We start from the raw sequence: 14,414 nt of genomic DNA, 5'->3' as shown, positions 1-14,414 counted from the left end.
GATTGGGGCAACTTTGGACCGGTTCGGTCGCGGTTTTGGAGCGCTGCACTGGTCCGAAGTTACCCCGATCTTGAGGTAGTGGGGTGTGCCGCGCCGCTCAGCGGCGCGCGTAGCGGTTGTCGGGGACCTCCAAGCCGAGGTTGCCGCGCAGGGTGGTGTGCTCATATCGGGTGCGGAACAGGCCACGCTGCTGCAGGATCGGCACCACGCCTTCCGTGAACGCGCGGATATCGTCTTCGGTGCGGAAGACGGCCTTGATGCCGTCGAGCGCCCGACCACGGAACCAGCGCTCGAGTTCGTCCGCCACGTGCTCGGCCGACCCGGTGAACGCCGGCGCACGGAACGTCGTCGCACCCGAGCTCGACAGCACGGCCTCACGGAGCGTCAGCCTCTCGCGTCGCGCGCGGTCGACGAGCGCGATCGCCTGCGGCAGTGTGACAAGTTCCGGTTGGTCCGAGAGATCGGGGAACGGGGCGTCGGGGTCGTAAGCGGAGAAGTCGTGCCAGTGGAAGTCGCGACCGAACTGCGCCAGGAGGTAGGCGAACTGGTGATCTTCCTCGAAATGATGCCGTGCCAGCTCGAGCGCCTCCTCCGTCGTCGCCGCGACCGTGGGCGTCACCCAGGGCAGCAGAAGCACGGAGTCGGGGTGCCGCCCCCGGGCCGCGGCGCGCTGTTTGATGTCGACGTAGTACGCCGCGGATTCTTCGAACGTGCGCACCGCCGCGAACGCCCCCTCCGCGATCGTCGCCGCGAACTCGCGCCCCTGCTCCGACCCGCCGGCCTGAAACAGCACGGGTTGCCCCTGCGGCGAGCGCGACACGCTCAGCGGCCCGGCGACCGAGTAGAACTCGCCGCTGTGGTCGAGCCGGTGCAGCTTGTCAGGATCGAAGAACCTGCCCGTGTCGAGGTCCGCGGGGAAAGCGCCGTCTTCGAACGAGTCCCAAAGCCCCTGCACGACGCGCACGTGCTCGAGCGCCATGCGATAGCGCGTGTCGTGATCGGCGTGCGCCGACTGCCCGAAGTTCGCTGCGGTGCCCGAGTCGCGCCCGGCGACGACGTTCCACCCGGAACGTCCGCCCGAGATGAGTTCGAGCGAGGCGAAGCGGCGCGCAAGGTTGAAGGGCGCGTTGTAGGTCGTCGATGCGGTGCCGACGAGTCCGATGTGCTGGGTGATGGGGGCGAGCGCCGAGAGCAGGGTGAAGGGCTCGAGGCGGTTGATCTCGTGGTTCGGCGAATGGTGCGTGATGAACTGGCTGTCGGCGAGGAAGAGGAAGTCGAGCAGGCCGGCCTCCCCGAGCGCCGCCCATCGCCGGTAGAAGTCGAAACTAATGCTCGCGTCGACGGGCACGCGAGGGTCTTTCCAGAGCGTGGGTTGGAAGTGCCCGACACCCCAGGTGCCGAGGCCGATGACGATGGTGTCGCGGGTCATGTGCGGGAGGGTTCCTTGTCTCGGCGCGCTCAGTGATGCGCGGCGGCGATGAGTTCTTGCGTGTACGCGTGCTCGGGGTGCGTGAACAGCTGCTCGGTGGGTGCGTGCTCGACGATGCGCCCGTGCCGCATCACGATGACCTCGTCGGCCACTTCGCGTACGACGCCGAGGTCGTGCGAGATGAAGAGGAGCGTGAGGTTGCGTTCGCGCTGGATGCGCACGAGCAGGTCGAGGATCTGCCGTTGCACGATCACGTCGAGCGCCGACACCGGCTCGTCGCAGATGAGCACGTCGGGTGACACGATGAGGGCCCGCGCGAGCGCCACGCGCTGGCACTGCCCGCCCGAGAGCGCGCCGCTGCGTGCGCCCAGCAAGTCTTCCGCGAGCCCCACTGACGCGAGGGTGCTGCGCACCAGCTCGGCTCGCTCGCGTGCGGTGCCGATGCGAGCGGCGACGAGCGGTTCGAGCAGCGTGCGCTCGACTGTGTACCGCGGGTCGAGGGAGCTCCCCGGATCTTGGAAGACGGCCTGCACCCGCCGTCGCAGGGCACGCGACCTGCGCCCGGCGATCCCGCGCAACGATGCGCCGCCCACCGTGACCTGCCCGGAACTGGGCACCAGGGTACCCAGGACGATGAGTCCGAGTGTGCTCTTGCCCGATCCCGACTCCCCCACGACCGCGAGCGTGCGACCGCGACCGATCGCAACCGTTGCGGGGTGCAGCGCGGGCGACGCCGCACCGGGGTAGGTGTGCGAGATCCCGGTCGCGTGCACCCAGGGGGCTGTATTCGCTGCGGCGGCGCTGTGTGCGGTGCCCGCTGAGTCAGTGGTGCCCACTGCGTCAGCGCTGCCCGCTGCGTCCGGGTCGCCCGCAACCGAGCCGGCCGCGATCCGCGATGCTCGCATCGAGCTGCGCTCGCGCCCGCCCGGAATCGCCTCAAGGAGCGCACGCGTGTAAGCGTGCTGCGGATTCGCGAGCACTTCGCGCACCGGCCCCGTTTCGACGACGCGCCCGCGCTCCAACACGACGACGGTATCCGCGTGACGCGCGACGACGCCGAAATCGTGCGTGATGATGAGCGCGCCGACGCGGTCCTCGAGTACGCGCGCGTCGAGGTGTTCGAGAATGCGCTGCTGCACCGTCGCATCGAGCGCCGATGTGGGTTCGTCGGCAATCAGCAGGTCGGGCGCGTTCACCAGGGAGGCCCCGATGAGCGCGCGCTGCCGCATTCCCCCGGAGAGCTGGTGCGGGTGGGCGCGAGCCGCACGCTGGGCGTCGGGCAGACCGGCGTGCTGCAGCGCGTGCTCGACCGCGCGCCGTCGCTCCGCGCGCCCGGTGCGTCGGTGCGCACGGATCGCCTCGGCGACATGCTCGCCCACCCGCATGAGCGGATCGAAGCTGCCGTGCGGATCCTGCGGAATGTAGCCGATCCGATCACCGCGCAGGTGCCGCCACGCGTGCTCACCCGCCGCACCGAGTTCGTGGTCGAGCACGTGCACGGTGCCGCCCTCGACGATGCCGCCAGCGGGCAGCATCCCGAGAATCGCGCGGGCGAGCGTCGACTTCCCAGACCCCGACTCCCCCACGACCGCGACGCGTTCGCCGCGGTGCACAGCGAGGTCAACCCCGTAGAGCACCCGCGCGCCGGAGCGTTCGTGCGTCGTACCGTACGACACGTCGAGCCCCGACACCCGCAACACCGCCTCGCCGCGCATCAGTGCAGATTCTCCGTGAAGGCTCCGCGGTAGGCCGCTGCCGGGTGCCGCTCGTTGAGGTGCGGCCCCGCGCCGAACGCTTTATCGCGGAAGGTTCCCGGTGCGTACTCGCGCTGGGCGAGTCCGCGTTCCTGCAGAATCGGCGTGACCTGCTCCGTGAAGTCGTGGAACGACCCGTTGAACAGGTAGTCGGCGACATTGATGCCGTCGACGCCGGCATCGGCCCAGGCCTCGATCTCGTCGGCGATCTGCTCGGGGGTGCCCACGATCGGTGCGGTGCCCGACTGCGACAAGATCTTGTTGATGGTGGTGTGCGTCTGGCCCGGCGCGAAAGCGGCGGCGCCGAAGGTGCCGAGGAAGCCCGAGGCCTGTTCGACGTCGAGGGGCTCGTCCGGGTCGTACTTTCCGAGGTCGAAGCCCAGTATCCCGCCGGCCTGAGCGGCGGCGCCCGCAGGGTGTACCCAGCTCAGCAGCTCCGCGTATTTGCGATGCGCCTCCTCCCCGCTACTGCCGACGACGAACTTCAGGTTCTGGAAGATTTTCAGGTCGCCGCGCTCACGCCCGTACTCCGTGAGGTACGCGCCAACACGGGCCACGACGCCCGCACCCTTCGCGGGCCCGTTGGCGTTGATGAGCAGGCCTTCGGCGTGCTTCGCCGCGAGACGGTGCGCCGACTCCGACATGCCGGCCGTATACAGAAACGGCACCTTCTGCGGGGACGGCTCGGACAGGTGGGGGCCCTCGACGCTGTAGAGGGGCCCCCGGTGGTTAATCTTGAATACCTTGCCGGGGTCGGCGTAGACGCCGCGCTCGACGTCGCGCTGCACCGCGTCATCGGCCCACGACCCCTCCCACAGCTTGTAGACGACCTCGAGGAACTCGTCCGCGCGCGCGTAGCGTTCGGCGTGCGTCGGGATCTCATCGAACCCGACGTTCTTGTACGAGTTCTCGAGCGCCGAGGTGACGATGTTCCACCCCGCACGCCCCTTCGACAGGTGATCCACGGTCGACGCGAGTCGCGCGAACTCGAATGGGTGGTTCTGGATCAGCGAGCTCGTAAAACTCAGCGACAGGTTCGAGGTTACCGCGATCAGCGCCGAGGCCAGCACGACCGCGTCGTTGTCGGGGAAGCAGATGCCCTGTTCGACGTGGATGTCGTAGCTGTCGGCGTACTTGCCGCCGATGCCGAGATGGTCCGCGAGGAACAGCCCGTCGAACTTCGCGTCTTCCAGCGTGCGAGCGATATCGATCCAGGTGTCGAGATCGTTGAAGTTGTGAGTGCGGCCCCAGGGCGATCGCCAGAGTCCGTGCGTGAGGTGCGAGGGAACGAGCTGGGTGAACCCGTTGAAGAGCAGTCGGGAGCGAGTCATGAGGCGTCCTTCGATGATGGGGTGGGCTGAAGCGCGGCGGAATCTCGCACGCGCGGGTCGATGCGCAGAATGATGAGTTCGATCGCGAGGTTGATGATCACGAAGACGACCGCGCTGAAGAGCACATACGCCTGGACCGTCGAGAAATCCTGCGACTGGATGCCCGACGTCACCGAGGCCCCGATCCCGGGCCACGAGAAGATGCCTTCGACGAGCACGCCACCGGTCATCAGCAGCCCGACGAGAATGCCGGCCGCGGTGAGCGAGGTGATTGCGGCGTTCGGCACGGCATGGCGCAGGATCGCGTGACGACGGGTGAGCCCCCGCGCGATGGCGATGTCGACGAACGGGCGCCCGGCTGCCACGCGGAGATTCGCCGCGAAGACCCGGGAGAGGAACGCCATCGAGTAGAGACCGAGCGCAATCGCGGGCAGCGCAAGGTGCGCGGCCGCGTCAGAGAACGAGGCCCAGTCGCCGGCGAGGATCGCATCGACGGTGAAGAGGCCCGTGACATGCGGGGGTTCGAGCACGCCGGTCGACAGACGCCCGCTCGATCCGGGCAGCCAACCGAGCACCTCTGAGAATCCGACGATGAGCAGCAGCGCGAGCCAGAACTGGGGCAGGCTGAGCCCGACGAGGTTCACGGCGTCGACGGTGCGACGCAGCCACCGGCGCTGCGACACCACCTGCAGGAGCGCGGTCAGCCCGGCGGCGACCACTGCGAACAGCGACGCGGCCAGGGCGAGCTCGATCGACGCGGGGAGGCGGTCTGCGAACAGCGTTCGCACGTCGACGCCGAGCGTGTAGGAATAGCCCCAGTCTCCGCGGAAGATGCCGCCGATGTACCTGAGGTACTGCGTCCAGACCGGCAGGTCGAGGCCCATCTGTTCGCGGAGCGTGACTTTCGCCTCGTCCGTCGCGAACGGGCCGAGCACCAGCGCGACGGGATCGCCCGGGGCGACGCGCAACAGGAAGAAGGCGAGCAGCGACGCGCCGACGATGGCGATCAGCGCGGTCGCGATGCGCGAGACGGCGGCCTTCATTATCGAGCCCCGTTCGATGCGTTGGAGGCTGCGGAGGGGGCTGCGCTTGACGCCGTCACGGGGGTCGTCGAAGGGGAAGCGGCTGGAGCAGGAGCGGAGACAGCGAGATCGCCGTGAGCCGAGATCCGATCCGCGAGAATGTTGGCCCCCGCCACGGCGAGGAACAGCCCGATGCCCGGGAAGGCGACGATCCACCACGCCCCGGTCAGCGAGTACTGCAGCCCCTCGGCGATCATCGATCCCCACTCCGGAAGCGGCACCTGTGCGCCGAGCCCGACGAAGCCGAGCGCCGCCAGGGTGATGATGGTCGAGCCGAAGACGGCGGCCGATTGCACGACCAGCGTGGGTCGGGCGTGCGGCAGGAGGTGGTGCAGCACGATCCGCCATCGCGGGAGCGCCGAGGTCTCGGCAGCGGTGATGAAGGGGAGCTGCGAGATCTGCAGCAATTCGGAGCGCACGAGCCGCGCCGTCACCGGAATGCACCCGAGCGCCGCTCCCACGATCGCCGCCGGAACCCCGCGTCCCAGGGCGATCGCGATCGCCATCGCGAGGATGAGCTGCGGGAACGCGAGCACGATGTCGAGCAGTCGCATCAGCACGTTGTCGACGATGACGCCGCTCCGTGCCGAAACGACGCCGAGCGCCGTGCCGATGAGCCCTGATGCCACCACGACGGCGACCCCGGCGATCAGCGAGATTCGGGCACCCGCGAGAAATCGCGCCAGCACGTCGCGTCCGCTCGCGTCGGTCCCCATCGGGTGAGCCGTGGTGGGCGGCAGCAGACTCTCGGCAAGATTCGTCGTGAGCGGATCGTGCGGCCAGACCCACGGACCGATGACCGCAGCAATAACGAGCACCGCCAGGATGCCGAGCGGAAGCAGGAGCCCGCGGGAGCGGACGGCGACCGTCAGCTCCCGCATTGCTCCGGCAGGGTTCGTCATGAAGACTTGCTCCACAGATGGAAGGGAATGTTGTTCTGGCCGTAGACGTACGAGTCGACGTCAGTGCCGAGCACCGCGGTGAAGTTCTGCGCGAAGGCGATGGCGCGCGGAGAATCGGCGTTCCAGAGCTCGGTCACCTGATCCCAGTACTGCTGCCGTTCCTCGTCAGTCGTCGCGGATGCCGCGTCGGTGACGAGCTGGTCGACCTTCGGGTTGCAGTAGTTGCTCTGGTTATATGGCTGGCCACAGAGAATGTCATACGAGGCCAGCCAGCTCGGCGTCACGACCGAGGGGCCATCGAAGCGAATGATGACCCATTCCTTCTTCTCGGCGCCCGCCGCATTCTGGTACTCGGCCGCCGACAGCTCCACCACGTTCAGTTCGACGCCGAGCTGCTTCCAGGAATCCTGCACGATCGTCGCGATCTGCTTCTGATCGTTGACGCCCTCGCGGACGTACGCATCGATCTTGACCGGGAGCTGGGCACCCGATTCGGCGATGAGTTCCTTCGCTCTCGCGAGGTCGAACTCGCGCGGCTCCGACAGCGATGCGTTGTAGGCCGGGAACGCCGGCGAGAACGGCCCGTAGTACGCCTCGCCGTAGCCCTTGGCGACCTGATCGACCAGGTCCTGCTGCGGCGTCGCGTAGGTCAGCGCCTCGCGGAACTTCGCGTTGTCGAAGGGCGCAACCTGGTTCGGAAGCCCGATGATCTGCCAGGCCGCCGCAGGGTGGTCGATGATCGAGACAGCGTCGTTGTCCTTGAGGCTCGCGACGGACTGCTTCGTGAGTCCGAGCGTGACGTCGGACTCGCCGTTGCGCGCGCGCAGCAGCAGTGCCGCGTCGTCGCTCACAAAGCTGACGTCGACCTTCGCCGCTTTGGGCTTGGCGCCCCACCAGTTCGAGTTCGCCGACAGGCTGAGGGTGCTTCCGGGCTCGTACGCATCGACGTTGTACGCCGCTCCACCGGCGAAGTGGCTGGCGAGCCACTCGTTCTGAGCGTCGACCGTATCGGCTGCGTCCTCGACCGCCTGCTGATCGACAATCGCCGCTCCCGAGGAGGTCAGCGCGAGCAGGTAGTCCGGGTTCCGGGCGCCGAGCGTCGTCACCACCGTGTGATCGTCGGGGGTGTCGATCGACACGAGCTCGGAGGCGCTGCCGCCCTTGCTGAAGCTAGCCCCGCAGGAGCCGAGCGCGATCGCACGCTCCCACGACCACTTGACGACTTCGGAGGTGATGGGGTTGCCGCTCGCGAACTTCGCATCGCGCAGCTTGAACGTGTAGGTCAGGCCGTCGTCGGACACCGTCCACGACTCGGCGAGGTTTCCTTCGACCTCGGTCGAGCTCAGCACCTGCTGGGTCCCGGCGGTGTCGTCGGCAACCGCGTACTGCGTGAGGGTTGGGTAGACGTCCGAAAGCAGGCCGAGATCCTCAATGGAGCACACAGCCGCGGGGTCGAGGGAGGCGGGAGGCGTCGCGATATCGACGCGGAGGGAGTCCGCGTTCGCGGATGGGGCGGCGCCGCTGGACGACGCGCACGACGTGAGTGCGAGCGCGGCAGCAGCGAACGCTGCCGCGGCGAACGCGATGCGCGTCGATGGCCTGGAAATGGTCATGTGCCGTTCTTTCCGTCGGGGGTCGCGGATCTCGCGATGCGGCATAACGTACCCTTATAATCCACATTAGGGAATTTTTGGGCGTATTATTCCGCAATAGAGAGATCTGGTCCGAAATCTGCGCCATGCTCAATCCCAGGCGACGCGCACGGCCGCGTGTCGCGCTACTGTCAATACGGAACACTCGCCCGGGGAAGGATCACGTGAGCACAGCAGAGGCCGGCACACGCGGCGGCATTCAGTCCGTGTCACGAGCCCTGGGCATCCTGCGCCAGTTTCAAGACGGCAACGCGCACCGCATCAGCTCACTCTCCGAACGCACCGGGCTGGGCCAGAGCACCGTGCACCGACTTGTGCGCACCCTCGTCGACGAGGGCATGCTCGAGCAGTCGCTCACCGACACCAGCTACCGGCTCAGTCTCGGCGCCGCCGTTGTCGGCCGGGTAGCGATCTCGCGCTTCGCCAATTCGCGCGCGGCGCACGCACTCGCGGGAATCCGCGAAACGCTCGGCGAGGGCACCAGCTTCGGCATCCCCACCGACGGCAAAGCGTTCGTGCTGCTGCGCTACACCGGCGACCGGGAGCACACCAGCACCGAGACCGAGGTGCTCGGCGGCCCCCCGCACGCCTGCGTGCTGGGCAAGGCGTTTCTCGCGTTCGGCGCGCTCGACTGGAACGACGTCGGGCCTGAACCGTATCGCCGCTACACCGAGCACACCATCACGCACGCCGACGAGCTGTGGGCCGACCTCGAGCTCACGCGCGAACGCGGGTACTCGATGCTGCACAACGAACGCGTGGACGGGAGCACCGCAATCGGCGTGCCCATCTTCAACGCGACGGGCGAGGTCACCGCAGCCTTCTCGACCTACGGCGACGCCGCGCGGTTCGACGACGAATTCGTCGCCCACGCGGTGCAGGTGCTGCAGCGCGCCGCCGGCAGCCTGACTCCACCGCTGCTGTAGCACCGCGGCGATGCTCGCAGCGCCGCCCCATCGCCACCACGCCCCATCACCGCCGCGTTTGGTAACGTCGCTGCCGTGACCACTCGCTCCCCTCGCCCGGCAGGCCCACGCTCCCCGCGCACGGCGGCGGCGATCGAGCGACGGGAGCTGCCAAGCTTTGAGGCGGGCGAGCTCAGCACGCCGTTCGGGTACCACGGCACGACCGAGGCGCTGACCGCGGACACCTACTGGGAGCCGCACTCCCACCCCACCCACGAGATCCTGTGGAACGATCGCGGTATGTCCGTCGCCACCGTCGATGGTCGCAGCTGGACCATCGGGCAACAGGTCGGGCTCTGGATCCCCGCAGGCACTCTGCACACCGGGCACGCCCCGAGCGGCACCGTGTACAGAACCGCACACTTCGACATCCGCACTTTCGCGTCCTACGGGCCCGAACCGGTGGCGCTCGACATGACCCCGCTCCTGCGGCTGCTGCTCGAGCGCCTCGCGACCGGCGGACAACACACCACCAACTCCAGCGCCCACACCAGCCCCGAACTCACCCCCGAGTCGCGCCGCCTCACCGAGACGATGGTGCGCGACGTGCTCGCTCCGGCCCGCGCGAGCCTGACGGTGCGCATTCCGACGAGCGCACTCCTCACCCCGATCGCGCGCGCGGTACTCGATGCTCCGGGCGAGGCGCCGCGGCTCGGAACATGGGCGGCGAACGCCGGCGTCAGCGAGCGCACGATCGCCCGCGCCTTCATTGCCGAAACCGGTCATGGCTATACCGCCTGGCTGGCTTCGGTGCGGGCGCGGTGGGCGATGCTGCTGCTGAGCGACGGCCTGCCGGTCGACGAGGTGGCGGATCGCGCGGGCTACGCCTCGGTCAGCGCGTTCGGGGCGGCGTTCCGTCGCACCACGGGTATCACGCCCAGCCAGGCGCGCGGGTTCGTCGGCGACTGACCGCAGCGGCGAGCGACGGGCACTGGCACCCGGCAGCCGCATCGCCTCGACGCGCACACCACGTGTCCATTTTGCGCGATCCCGAGTCACTTTCTCGCGATTGCGCCACCCGCCCGCGAGTTCATATGATGAAGCCAAGCCTTCCCTCAGCAGCTCGGATCGCCCCGGCAATCACCCGCAGAGCACACATGCGCCCGACTCCGGGCAACGTGCACCGCGGCCTGCACGGGCAGCGCGCCGGGCCGGAGGGCATTGTCATGTCCCCCACCGAAAGCGGGTTCCCTACCCATGTCTGCTTCACCCCGTCGACTGCTCACGGCTGCCGCCCTCGCCGGCGCGGCGCTGCTCACGCTCACCTCGTGCGCATCCGGCTCATCGGCCACCGATGCGGCGTCGGATTCCGTCATCGAGGCCCCCACGCCGACGAACGAATTCCCGCTCACCATCGAACACGCACTCGGCACGATCACCCTCGACGAGGCACCGGAGCGCGTTGCGACGGTCAACTGGGCCAATCAGGAGGTTCCGCTCGCGCTCGGCGTCGTGCCCGTGGGCATGGCCAGCGCCGACTGGGGTGACGATGACGGCAACGGCGTGCTGCCCTGGGTCGAGGATCGCCTCGACGAACTCGGTGCCAACACACCGGTACTCTTCGACGAAACCGATGGCATCGACTTCGAGGCCGTCGCCGACACGAACCCCGACGTCATTCTCGCCGCGTACTCCGGCCTGACGCAGGAGGATTACGACACCCTCAGCGAGATCGCACCGGTCGTCGCCTACCCCGAGGCACCGTGGTCGACGTCGTGGAAAGACGTGATTCGGTACAACGCTCTCGGCATGGGCCTCGAAGAAGCCGGCGATGAACTCATCGACTCACTCGAGAACGAGATCGACGAGACCGTCGCGAAGCATCCCGACCTGGCCGGCGCCTCAACGATGTTCGTGACGCACGTCGACACGACCGACCTCAGCACGGTCAACTTCTACACCTCGAACGACACCCGAGCGGCGTTCTTCACCGATCTCGGACTCACCGAGCCCGCGGCCGTCGTCGAGGCATCGAAGTCGGGCGAGTTCTCCGGCAGCATCAGCGCCGAGCAGGTCGATCGCTTCGACGACGTCGACCTCATCGTGACCTACGGCGACCAGGAACTGGTCGACACGCTCGAGGCCGACCCGCTGCTGTCGCAGATGCCCGCGGTCAAGAACGGCGCGATCGTCTTCCTCGACGGCTCCGGCCCCATGGGCACCGCGGCGAACCCGACCCCGCTCTCGATCTCGTGGGTGCTCGACGATTACGTCACACAGCTCGACGATGCGCTCGCGGGCAAGACCGCGAAGTCTGCCGAGTAATTGAGCGTTCTCACACGCGGACCGCAGGGCCCCGGTTCGGCCGTCGCCATCGTGCGGCGGCCGAACCGCGTTCGCGTGCTCTGGCTCGTCGCGGCGATCGCGGTGCTGGCCGGCCTCTCCGTGCTCTCCGTGGTCGTCGGCTCGCGTGCCGTGAACCTTGATGACATTCGCGCGGCGTTCACCGGTTCAGTCGACGGGCTCGGCGCCGCTGCGGTGTCGAAACGCATCGCGCGCACCACGCTCGCGATCTTGGTCGGTGCCGCACTCGGTCTCGCGGGCTCTGCCATGCAGGGCGTGACCCGCAACCCGCTCGCCGACCCCGGGCTGCTCGGCGTCAACATGGGCGCCTCGCTCGCCGTCGTCATCGGCATGGCGTGGTTCGCGATGTACCAGTTCACCGCGTTCATCTGGGTCGCGATTCTCGGCGCGGCAGTAGCCGCAACATTCGTCTACATCGTCGGATCGCTCGGCCGCGGCGGGGCCACTCCCCTGAAGCTCGCGCTCGCCGGCGCGGCAACGTCCGCGACGGCCGCCTCGTTCATCAGCGCGGTCGTGCTGCCCCGCGGCGACATCGCGGGCGGCGTGCGCTCGTGGCATATCGGCGGCGTCGGCGGGGCGAGTTTCGAGCCCATCATGCAAGTGCTCCCCTTTCTCGCGGTCGGCGCGCTCATCTGCATCCTCTCTGCCCGCTCATTCAACGCGCTCGCGCTCGGCGACGAGCTCGCCTCCGGTCTCGGCGAGCGCGTCGCGGTGATCCGTGGCGTCGGCGCACTCGGTGCGGTGCTGCTCTGCGGAGCTGCCACCGCCGTCGCGGGCCCCATCGGATTCGTCGGGCTCGTCGTGCCGCACGCGTGCCGCCTGCTCGTCGGGGTCGATTACCGCTGGCTCGTGCCGTTCTCCGCCGTCATCGGAGCCGCGCTGCTCACCGCCGCCGACGTCGTCGGCCGCGTCATCGCCCGACCCGACGAGATCGACGTCGGCATCATCACCGCACTCATCGGCGCCCCCGTCTTCATTTGGATCGTGCGCCGGCAAAGGATTCGAGAGCTATGAGTACGAGTGCCATCACCGCTGTGGCGACGCAGCGCCGCACGCGGGGCCGCCGTCGCGGCCTGGTCATCGCCGCACTGGCGATCCTGATCGCCGCCGTCTTCATCGTGAGCCTGCACCTCGGCCGCACCGTCTACTCCACGCCCGACGTGCTCGGCGTGCTGCTCGGACACGACGTGCCGGGCGCATCGTTCACGGTCGGGCGCCTGCGCCTGCCCCGCGCCGTGCTCGCCCTCATTGCGGGGCTCTGCTTCGGGCTCGGCGGCGTCACCTTCCAGACCATGCTGCGCAACCCGCTCGCGAGCCCCGACATCATCGGCATCACCTCGGGCGCCGGCGCGGCAGCCGCGTTCGCCATCATCATCCTCGGGCTCACCGGCGCACGGGTGTCGACGTTCGCGATCGCGGTCGGGCTGATCGTCGCGCTCACCATCTACCTCCTCGCGTTCCGTCGCGGGGTCGCAGGCACCCGACTCATCCTCATCGGCATCGGGATCGCCGCCATGCTCGACTCGGTGACGTCGTACGTGCTTGAGAAGGCGCCGCAGTGGGAGCTGCAAGAGGCAATGCGCTGGCTGTCGGGCAGCCTCAACGGCGCGCGCTGGCAAGACGTCGCGCCCGTGCTCATCGCGTTCGTCGTGCTCGCACCCCTGCTCTACGCACAAGCGCGAAACCTGTCACTGCTGCAGCTCGGCGACGACACCGCCTCGGCGCTCGGCGTGCGCAGCGAGCGCACCCGCATCCTGCTCATCGTCGCCGCCGTCGGGCTCATCGCGTTCGCGACCGCCGCTGCCGGGCCCATCGCCTTCGTCGCGTTCCTCGCCGGGCCGATCGCCGTGCGCATCATCGGGCCATATGGCTCGCCGTTGACTCCCGCAGGACTCGTCGGCGCGCTGCTCGTGCTGGTCGCCGACTTCGTGGGTCAGTTCGCGTTCGATACCCGTTACCCCGTGGGCGTGATCACCGGAGCGCTCGGCGCCCCGTATCTCGTCTATCTCATCATTCGCACCAACCGCGCAGGAGGATCGCTGTGACGATCGACCACACCCTCGACGTCGACGCCGTCTCGCTGGGCTACCGCGACCGCGAGGTCATCACCGGCCTCAGTCTGACCGTGCCTCCCGGCAAGATCACCGTGATCGTCGGCGCCAACGCGAGCGGCAAGTCGACACTGCTGCGCGCAATGTCGCGACTGCTCGCGCCGCGCGAGGGCCAGGTGCTGCTCGACGGCGCCTCTGTGCACCGGATGCGCGCCAAGGAGCTCGCGCGTACGCTCGGCCTGCTGCCGCAGTCGCCGATCGCCCCCGAGGGCATCACGGTCTCCGACCTCGTCGGCCGCGGGCGCAATCCGCATCAGAGCCGCTTCGCGCGGTGGAGTCACGACGACGACTCCGCGGTCGCCGAGGCACTCGAGGCCACCGACACGCTTGCGCTCGCCGACCGCGCCGTCGACGAGCTCTCGGGCGGTCAGCGGCAGCGCGTGTGGATCGCGATGGCGCTCGCGCAGCGAACCGACGTGCTGCTGCTCGACGAACCGACCACGTTTCTCGATGTTTCGCACCAGGTCGAGGTGCTCGACCTGCTCACCGATCTCAACCGCTCGCGCGGCACGACCATCGTCATGGTGCTGCACGATCTCAACCTCGCCGCACGGTATGCCGACCACCTCGTCGCGATCGCCGACGGCACGGTGCACGCAGCCGGCGCCCCCGATGAGGTACTCACCGAGGCACTCGTCGCGTCGGTCTTTGGTATGGCGAGCACGATCGTCGCCGACCCCGTATCAGGCCGGCCGCTGATGCTGCCGCGGGGGCGGCACCACGTGCGCGACGCGGCGCAGGTCGACGGCGCAGTGTTCGTCGGCACCGCGAGCACCGACGCCGCAGCACTCGCCGATGCGAGCACCAAGACCGCAGCTGTCGCCGAGGCGAGAACCAAGACGGGCACGCTCAGCTGACGCCCACAACGCACGCGGCCCGCGCAT

12 protein-coding genes are annotated in these 14,414 nt (G+C 68.6%); 6 read left to right on the top strand and 6 right to left on the bottom strand.

Annotation, left to right across the window (positions count from 1 at the left end; translation table 11 throughout):
* Positions 1–97: 97 nt before the first annotated feature.
* From ACZF5Y_RS06435 to ACZF5Y_RS06410, 6 genes are read right to left on the bottom strand one after another with little or no spacing between them, the layout of a single operon-like run.
* Positions 98–1,429 (bottom strand): NtaA/DmoA family FMN-dependent monooxygenase, encoded by a 1,332-nt coding sequence (locus ACZF5Y_RS06435; RefSeq protein ID WP_497534990.1) that lies wholly within the window; start codon positions 1,427–1,429, stop codon positions 98–100.
* 29 nt (positions 1,430–1,458) lie between these two features.
* The gene (locus ACZF5Y_RS06430) at positions 1,459–3,144 is read right to left on the bottom strand and encodes an ATP-binding cassette domain-containing protein (protein WP_497534988.1); all 1,686 of its coding nucleotides are present in this window, start codon (positions 3,142–3,144) and stop codon (positions 1,459–1,461) included.
* Entirely contained in the window at positions 3,144–4,514 is a 1,371-nt protein-coding gene (locus tag ACZF5Y_RS06425) for an NtaA/DmoA family FMN-dependent monooxygenase (protein ID WP_497534987.1), read from the bottom strand. Before ACZF5Y_RS06425 ends, ACZF5Y_RS06430 begins: the two co-directional genes overlap by 1 nt.
* On the bottom strand, positions 4,511–5,557 hold the full coding sequence (locus ACZF5Y_RS06420; RefSeq protein ID WP_497534986.1) for an ABC transporter permease: 1,047 nt from the start codon (positions 5,555–5,557) through the stop codon (positions 4,511–4,513). Before ACZF5Y_RS06420 ends, ACZF5Y_RS06425 begins: the two co-directional genes overlap by 4 nt.
* On the bottom strand, positions 5,557–6,498 hold the full coding sequence (locus ACZF5Y_RS06415) for an ABC transporter permease (RefSeq protein WP_497534985.1): 942 nt from the start codon (positions 6,496–6,498) through the stop codon (positions 5,557–5,559). Before ACZF5Y_RS06415 ends, ACZF5Y_RS06420 begins: the two co-directional genes overlap by 1 nt.
* Entirely contained in the window at positions 6,495–8,111 is a 1,617-nt protein-coding gene (locus ACZF5Y_RS06410) for an ABC transporter substrate-binding protein (protein WP_497534984.1), read from the bottom strand. Before ACZF5Y_RS06410 ends, ACZF5Y_RS06415 begins: the two co-directional genes overlap by 4 nt.
* A gap of 203 nt (positions 8,112–8,314) precedes the next feature.
* Here ACZF5Y_RS06410 and ACZF5Y_RS06405 point away from each other — a divergent pair, with 203 nt between their 5' ends.
* The 6 genes from ACZF5Y_RS06405 to ACZF5Y_RS06380 all read left to right on the top strand — a co-directional run bounded on the left by ACZF5Y_RS06405 (position 8,315) and on the right by ACZF5Y_RS06380 (position 14,387).
* Complete coding sequence (locus tag ACZF5Y_RS06405; protein WP_497534983.1) at positions 8,315–9,076, top strand: IclR family transcriptional regulator; 762 nt, start codon at positions 8,315–8,317, stop codon at positions 9,074–9,076.
* A 75-nt stretch (positions 9,077–9,151) separates the two neighbouring features.
* Positions 9,152–10,024 carry an AraC family transcriptional regulator gene (locus tag ACZF5Y_RS06400; protein ID WP_497534982.1) on the top strand — a complete coding sequence of 291 codons (873 nt, stop codon included), beginning with the start codon at positions 9,152–9,154 and terminating at the stop codon, positions 10,022–10,024.
* 288 nt (positions 10,025–10,312) lie between these two features.
* The gene (locus tag ACZF5Y_RS06395; RefSeq protein WP_497534981.1) at positions 10,313–11,380 is read left to right on the top strand and encodes an iron-siderophore ABC transporter substrate-binding protein; all 1,068 of its coding nucleotides are present in this window, start codon (positions 10,313–10,315) and stop codon (positions 11,378–11,380) included.
* On the top strand, positions 11,381–12,433 hold the full coding sequence (locus tag ACZF5Y_RS06390) for a FecCD family ABC transporter permease (RefSeq protein ID WP_497534980.1): 1,053 nt from the start codon (positions 11,381–11,383) through the stop codon (positions 12,431–12,433).
* A complete protein-coding gene (locus tag ACZF5Y_RS06385; protein WP_497534978.1) occupies positions 12,430–13,464 on the top strand; it encodes a FecCD family ABC transporter permease in 1,035 nt (344 codons plus the stop codon). The genes ACZF5Y_RS06390 and ACZF5Y_RS06385 overlap by 4 nt, the downstream gene beginning before the upstream one ends.
* Positions 13,461–14,387 carry an ABC transporter ATP-binding protein gene (locus tag ACZF5Y_RS06380; protein ID WP_497534977.1) on the top strand — a complete coding sequence of 309 codons (927 nt, stop codon included), beginning with the start codon at positions 13,461–13,463 and terminating at the stop codon, positions 14,385–14,387. Before ACZF5Y_RS06385 ends, ACZF5Y_RS06380 begins: the two co-directional genes overlap by 4 nt.
* The last annotated feature ends 27 nt before the right edge of the window (positions 14,388–14,414 follow it).

It is taken from the genome of Leucobacter sp. WKLB1 (assembly GCF_059696215.1).
The sequence above is the reverse complement of the archived record's forward strand: the minus strand, read 5'-3'. Positions and strand labels throughout refer to the sequence as shown.

Coding starts and splice junctions, on each gene's coding strand:
- ACZF5Y_RS06435 (WP_497534990.1), bottom strand. CDS start 1,429: ATGACCCGCGACACCATCGTCATCGGCCTCGGCACCTGGGGTGTCGGG.
- ACZF5Y_RS06430 (WP_497534988.1), bottom strand. CDS start 3,144: ATGCGCGGCGAGGCGGTGTTGCGGGTGTCGGGGCTCGACGTGTCGTAC.
- ACZF5Y_RS06425 (WP_497534987.1), bottom strand. CDS start 4,514: ATGACTCGCTCCCGACTGCTCTTCAACGGGTTCACCCAGCTCGTTCCC.
- ACZF5Y_RS06420 (WP_497534986.1), bottom strand. CDS start 5,557: ATGAAGGCCGCCGTCTCGCGCATCGCGACCGCGCTGATCGCCATCGTC.
- ACZF5Y_RS06415 (WP_497534985.1), bottom strand. CDS start 6,498: ATGACGAACCCTGCCGGAGCAATGCGGGAGCTGACGGTCGCCGTCCGC.
- ACZF5Y_RS06410 (WP_497534984.1), bottom strand. CDS start 8,111: ATGACCATTTCCAGGCCATCGACGCGCATCGCGTTCGCCGCGGCAGCG.
- ACZF5Y_RS06395 (WP_497534981.1), top strand. CDS start 10,313: ATGTCTGCTTCACCCCGTCGACTGCTCACGGCTGCCGCCCTCGCCGGC.
- ACZF5Y_RS06385 (WP_497534978.1), top strand. CDS start 12,430: ATGAGTACGAGTGCCATCACCGCTGTGGCGACGCAGCGCCGCACGCGG.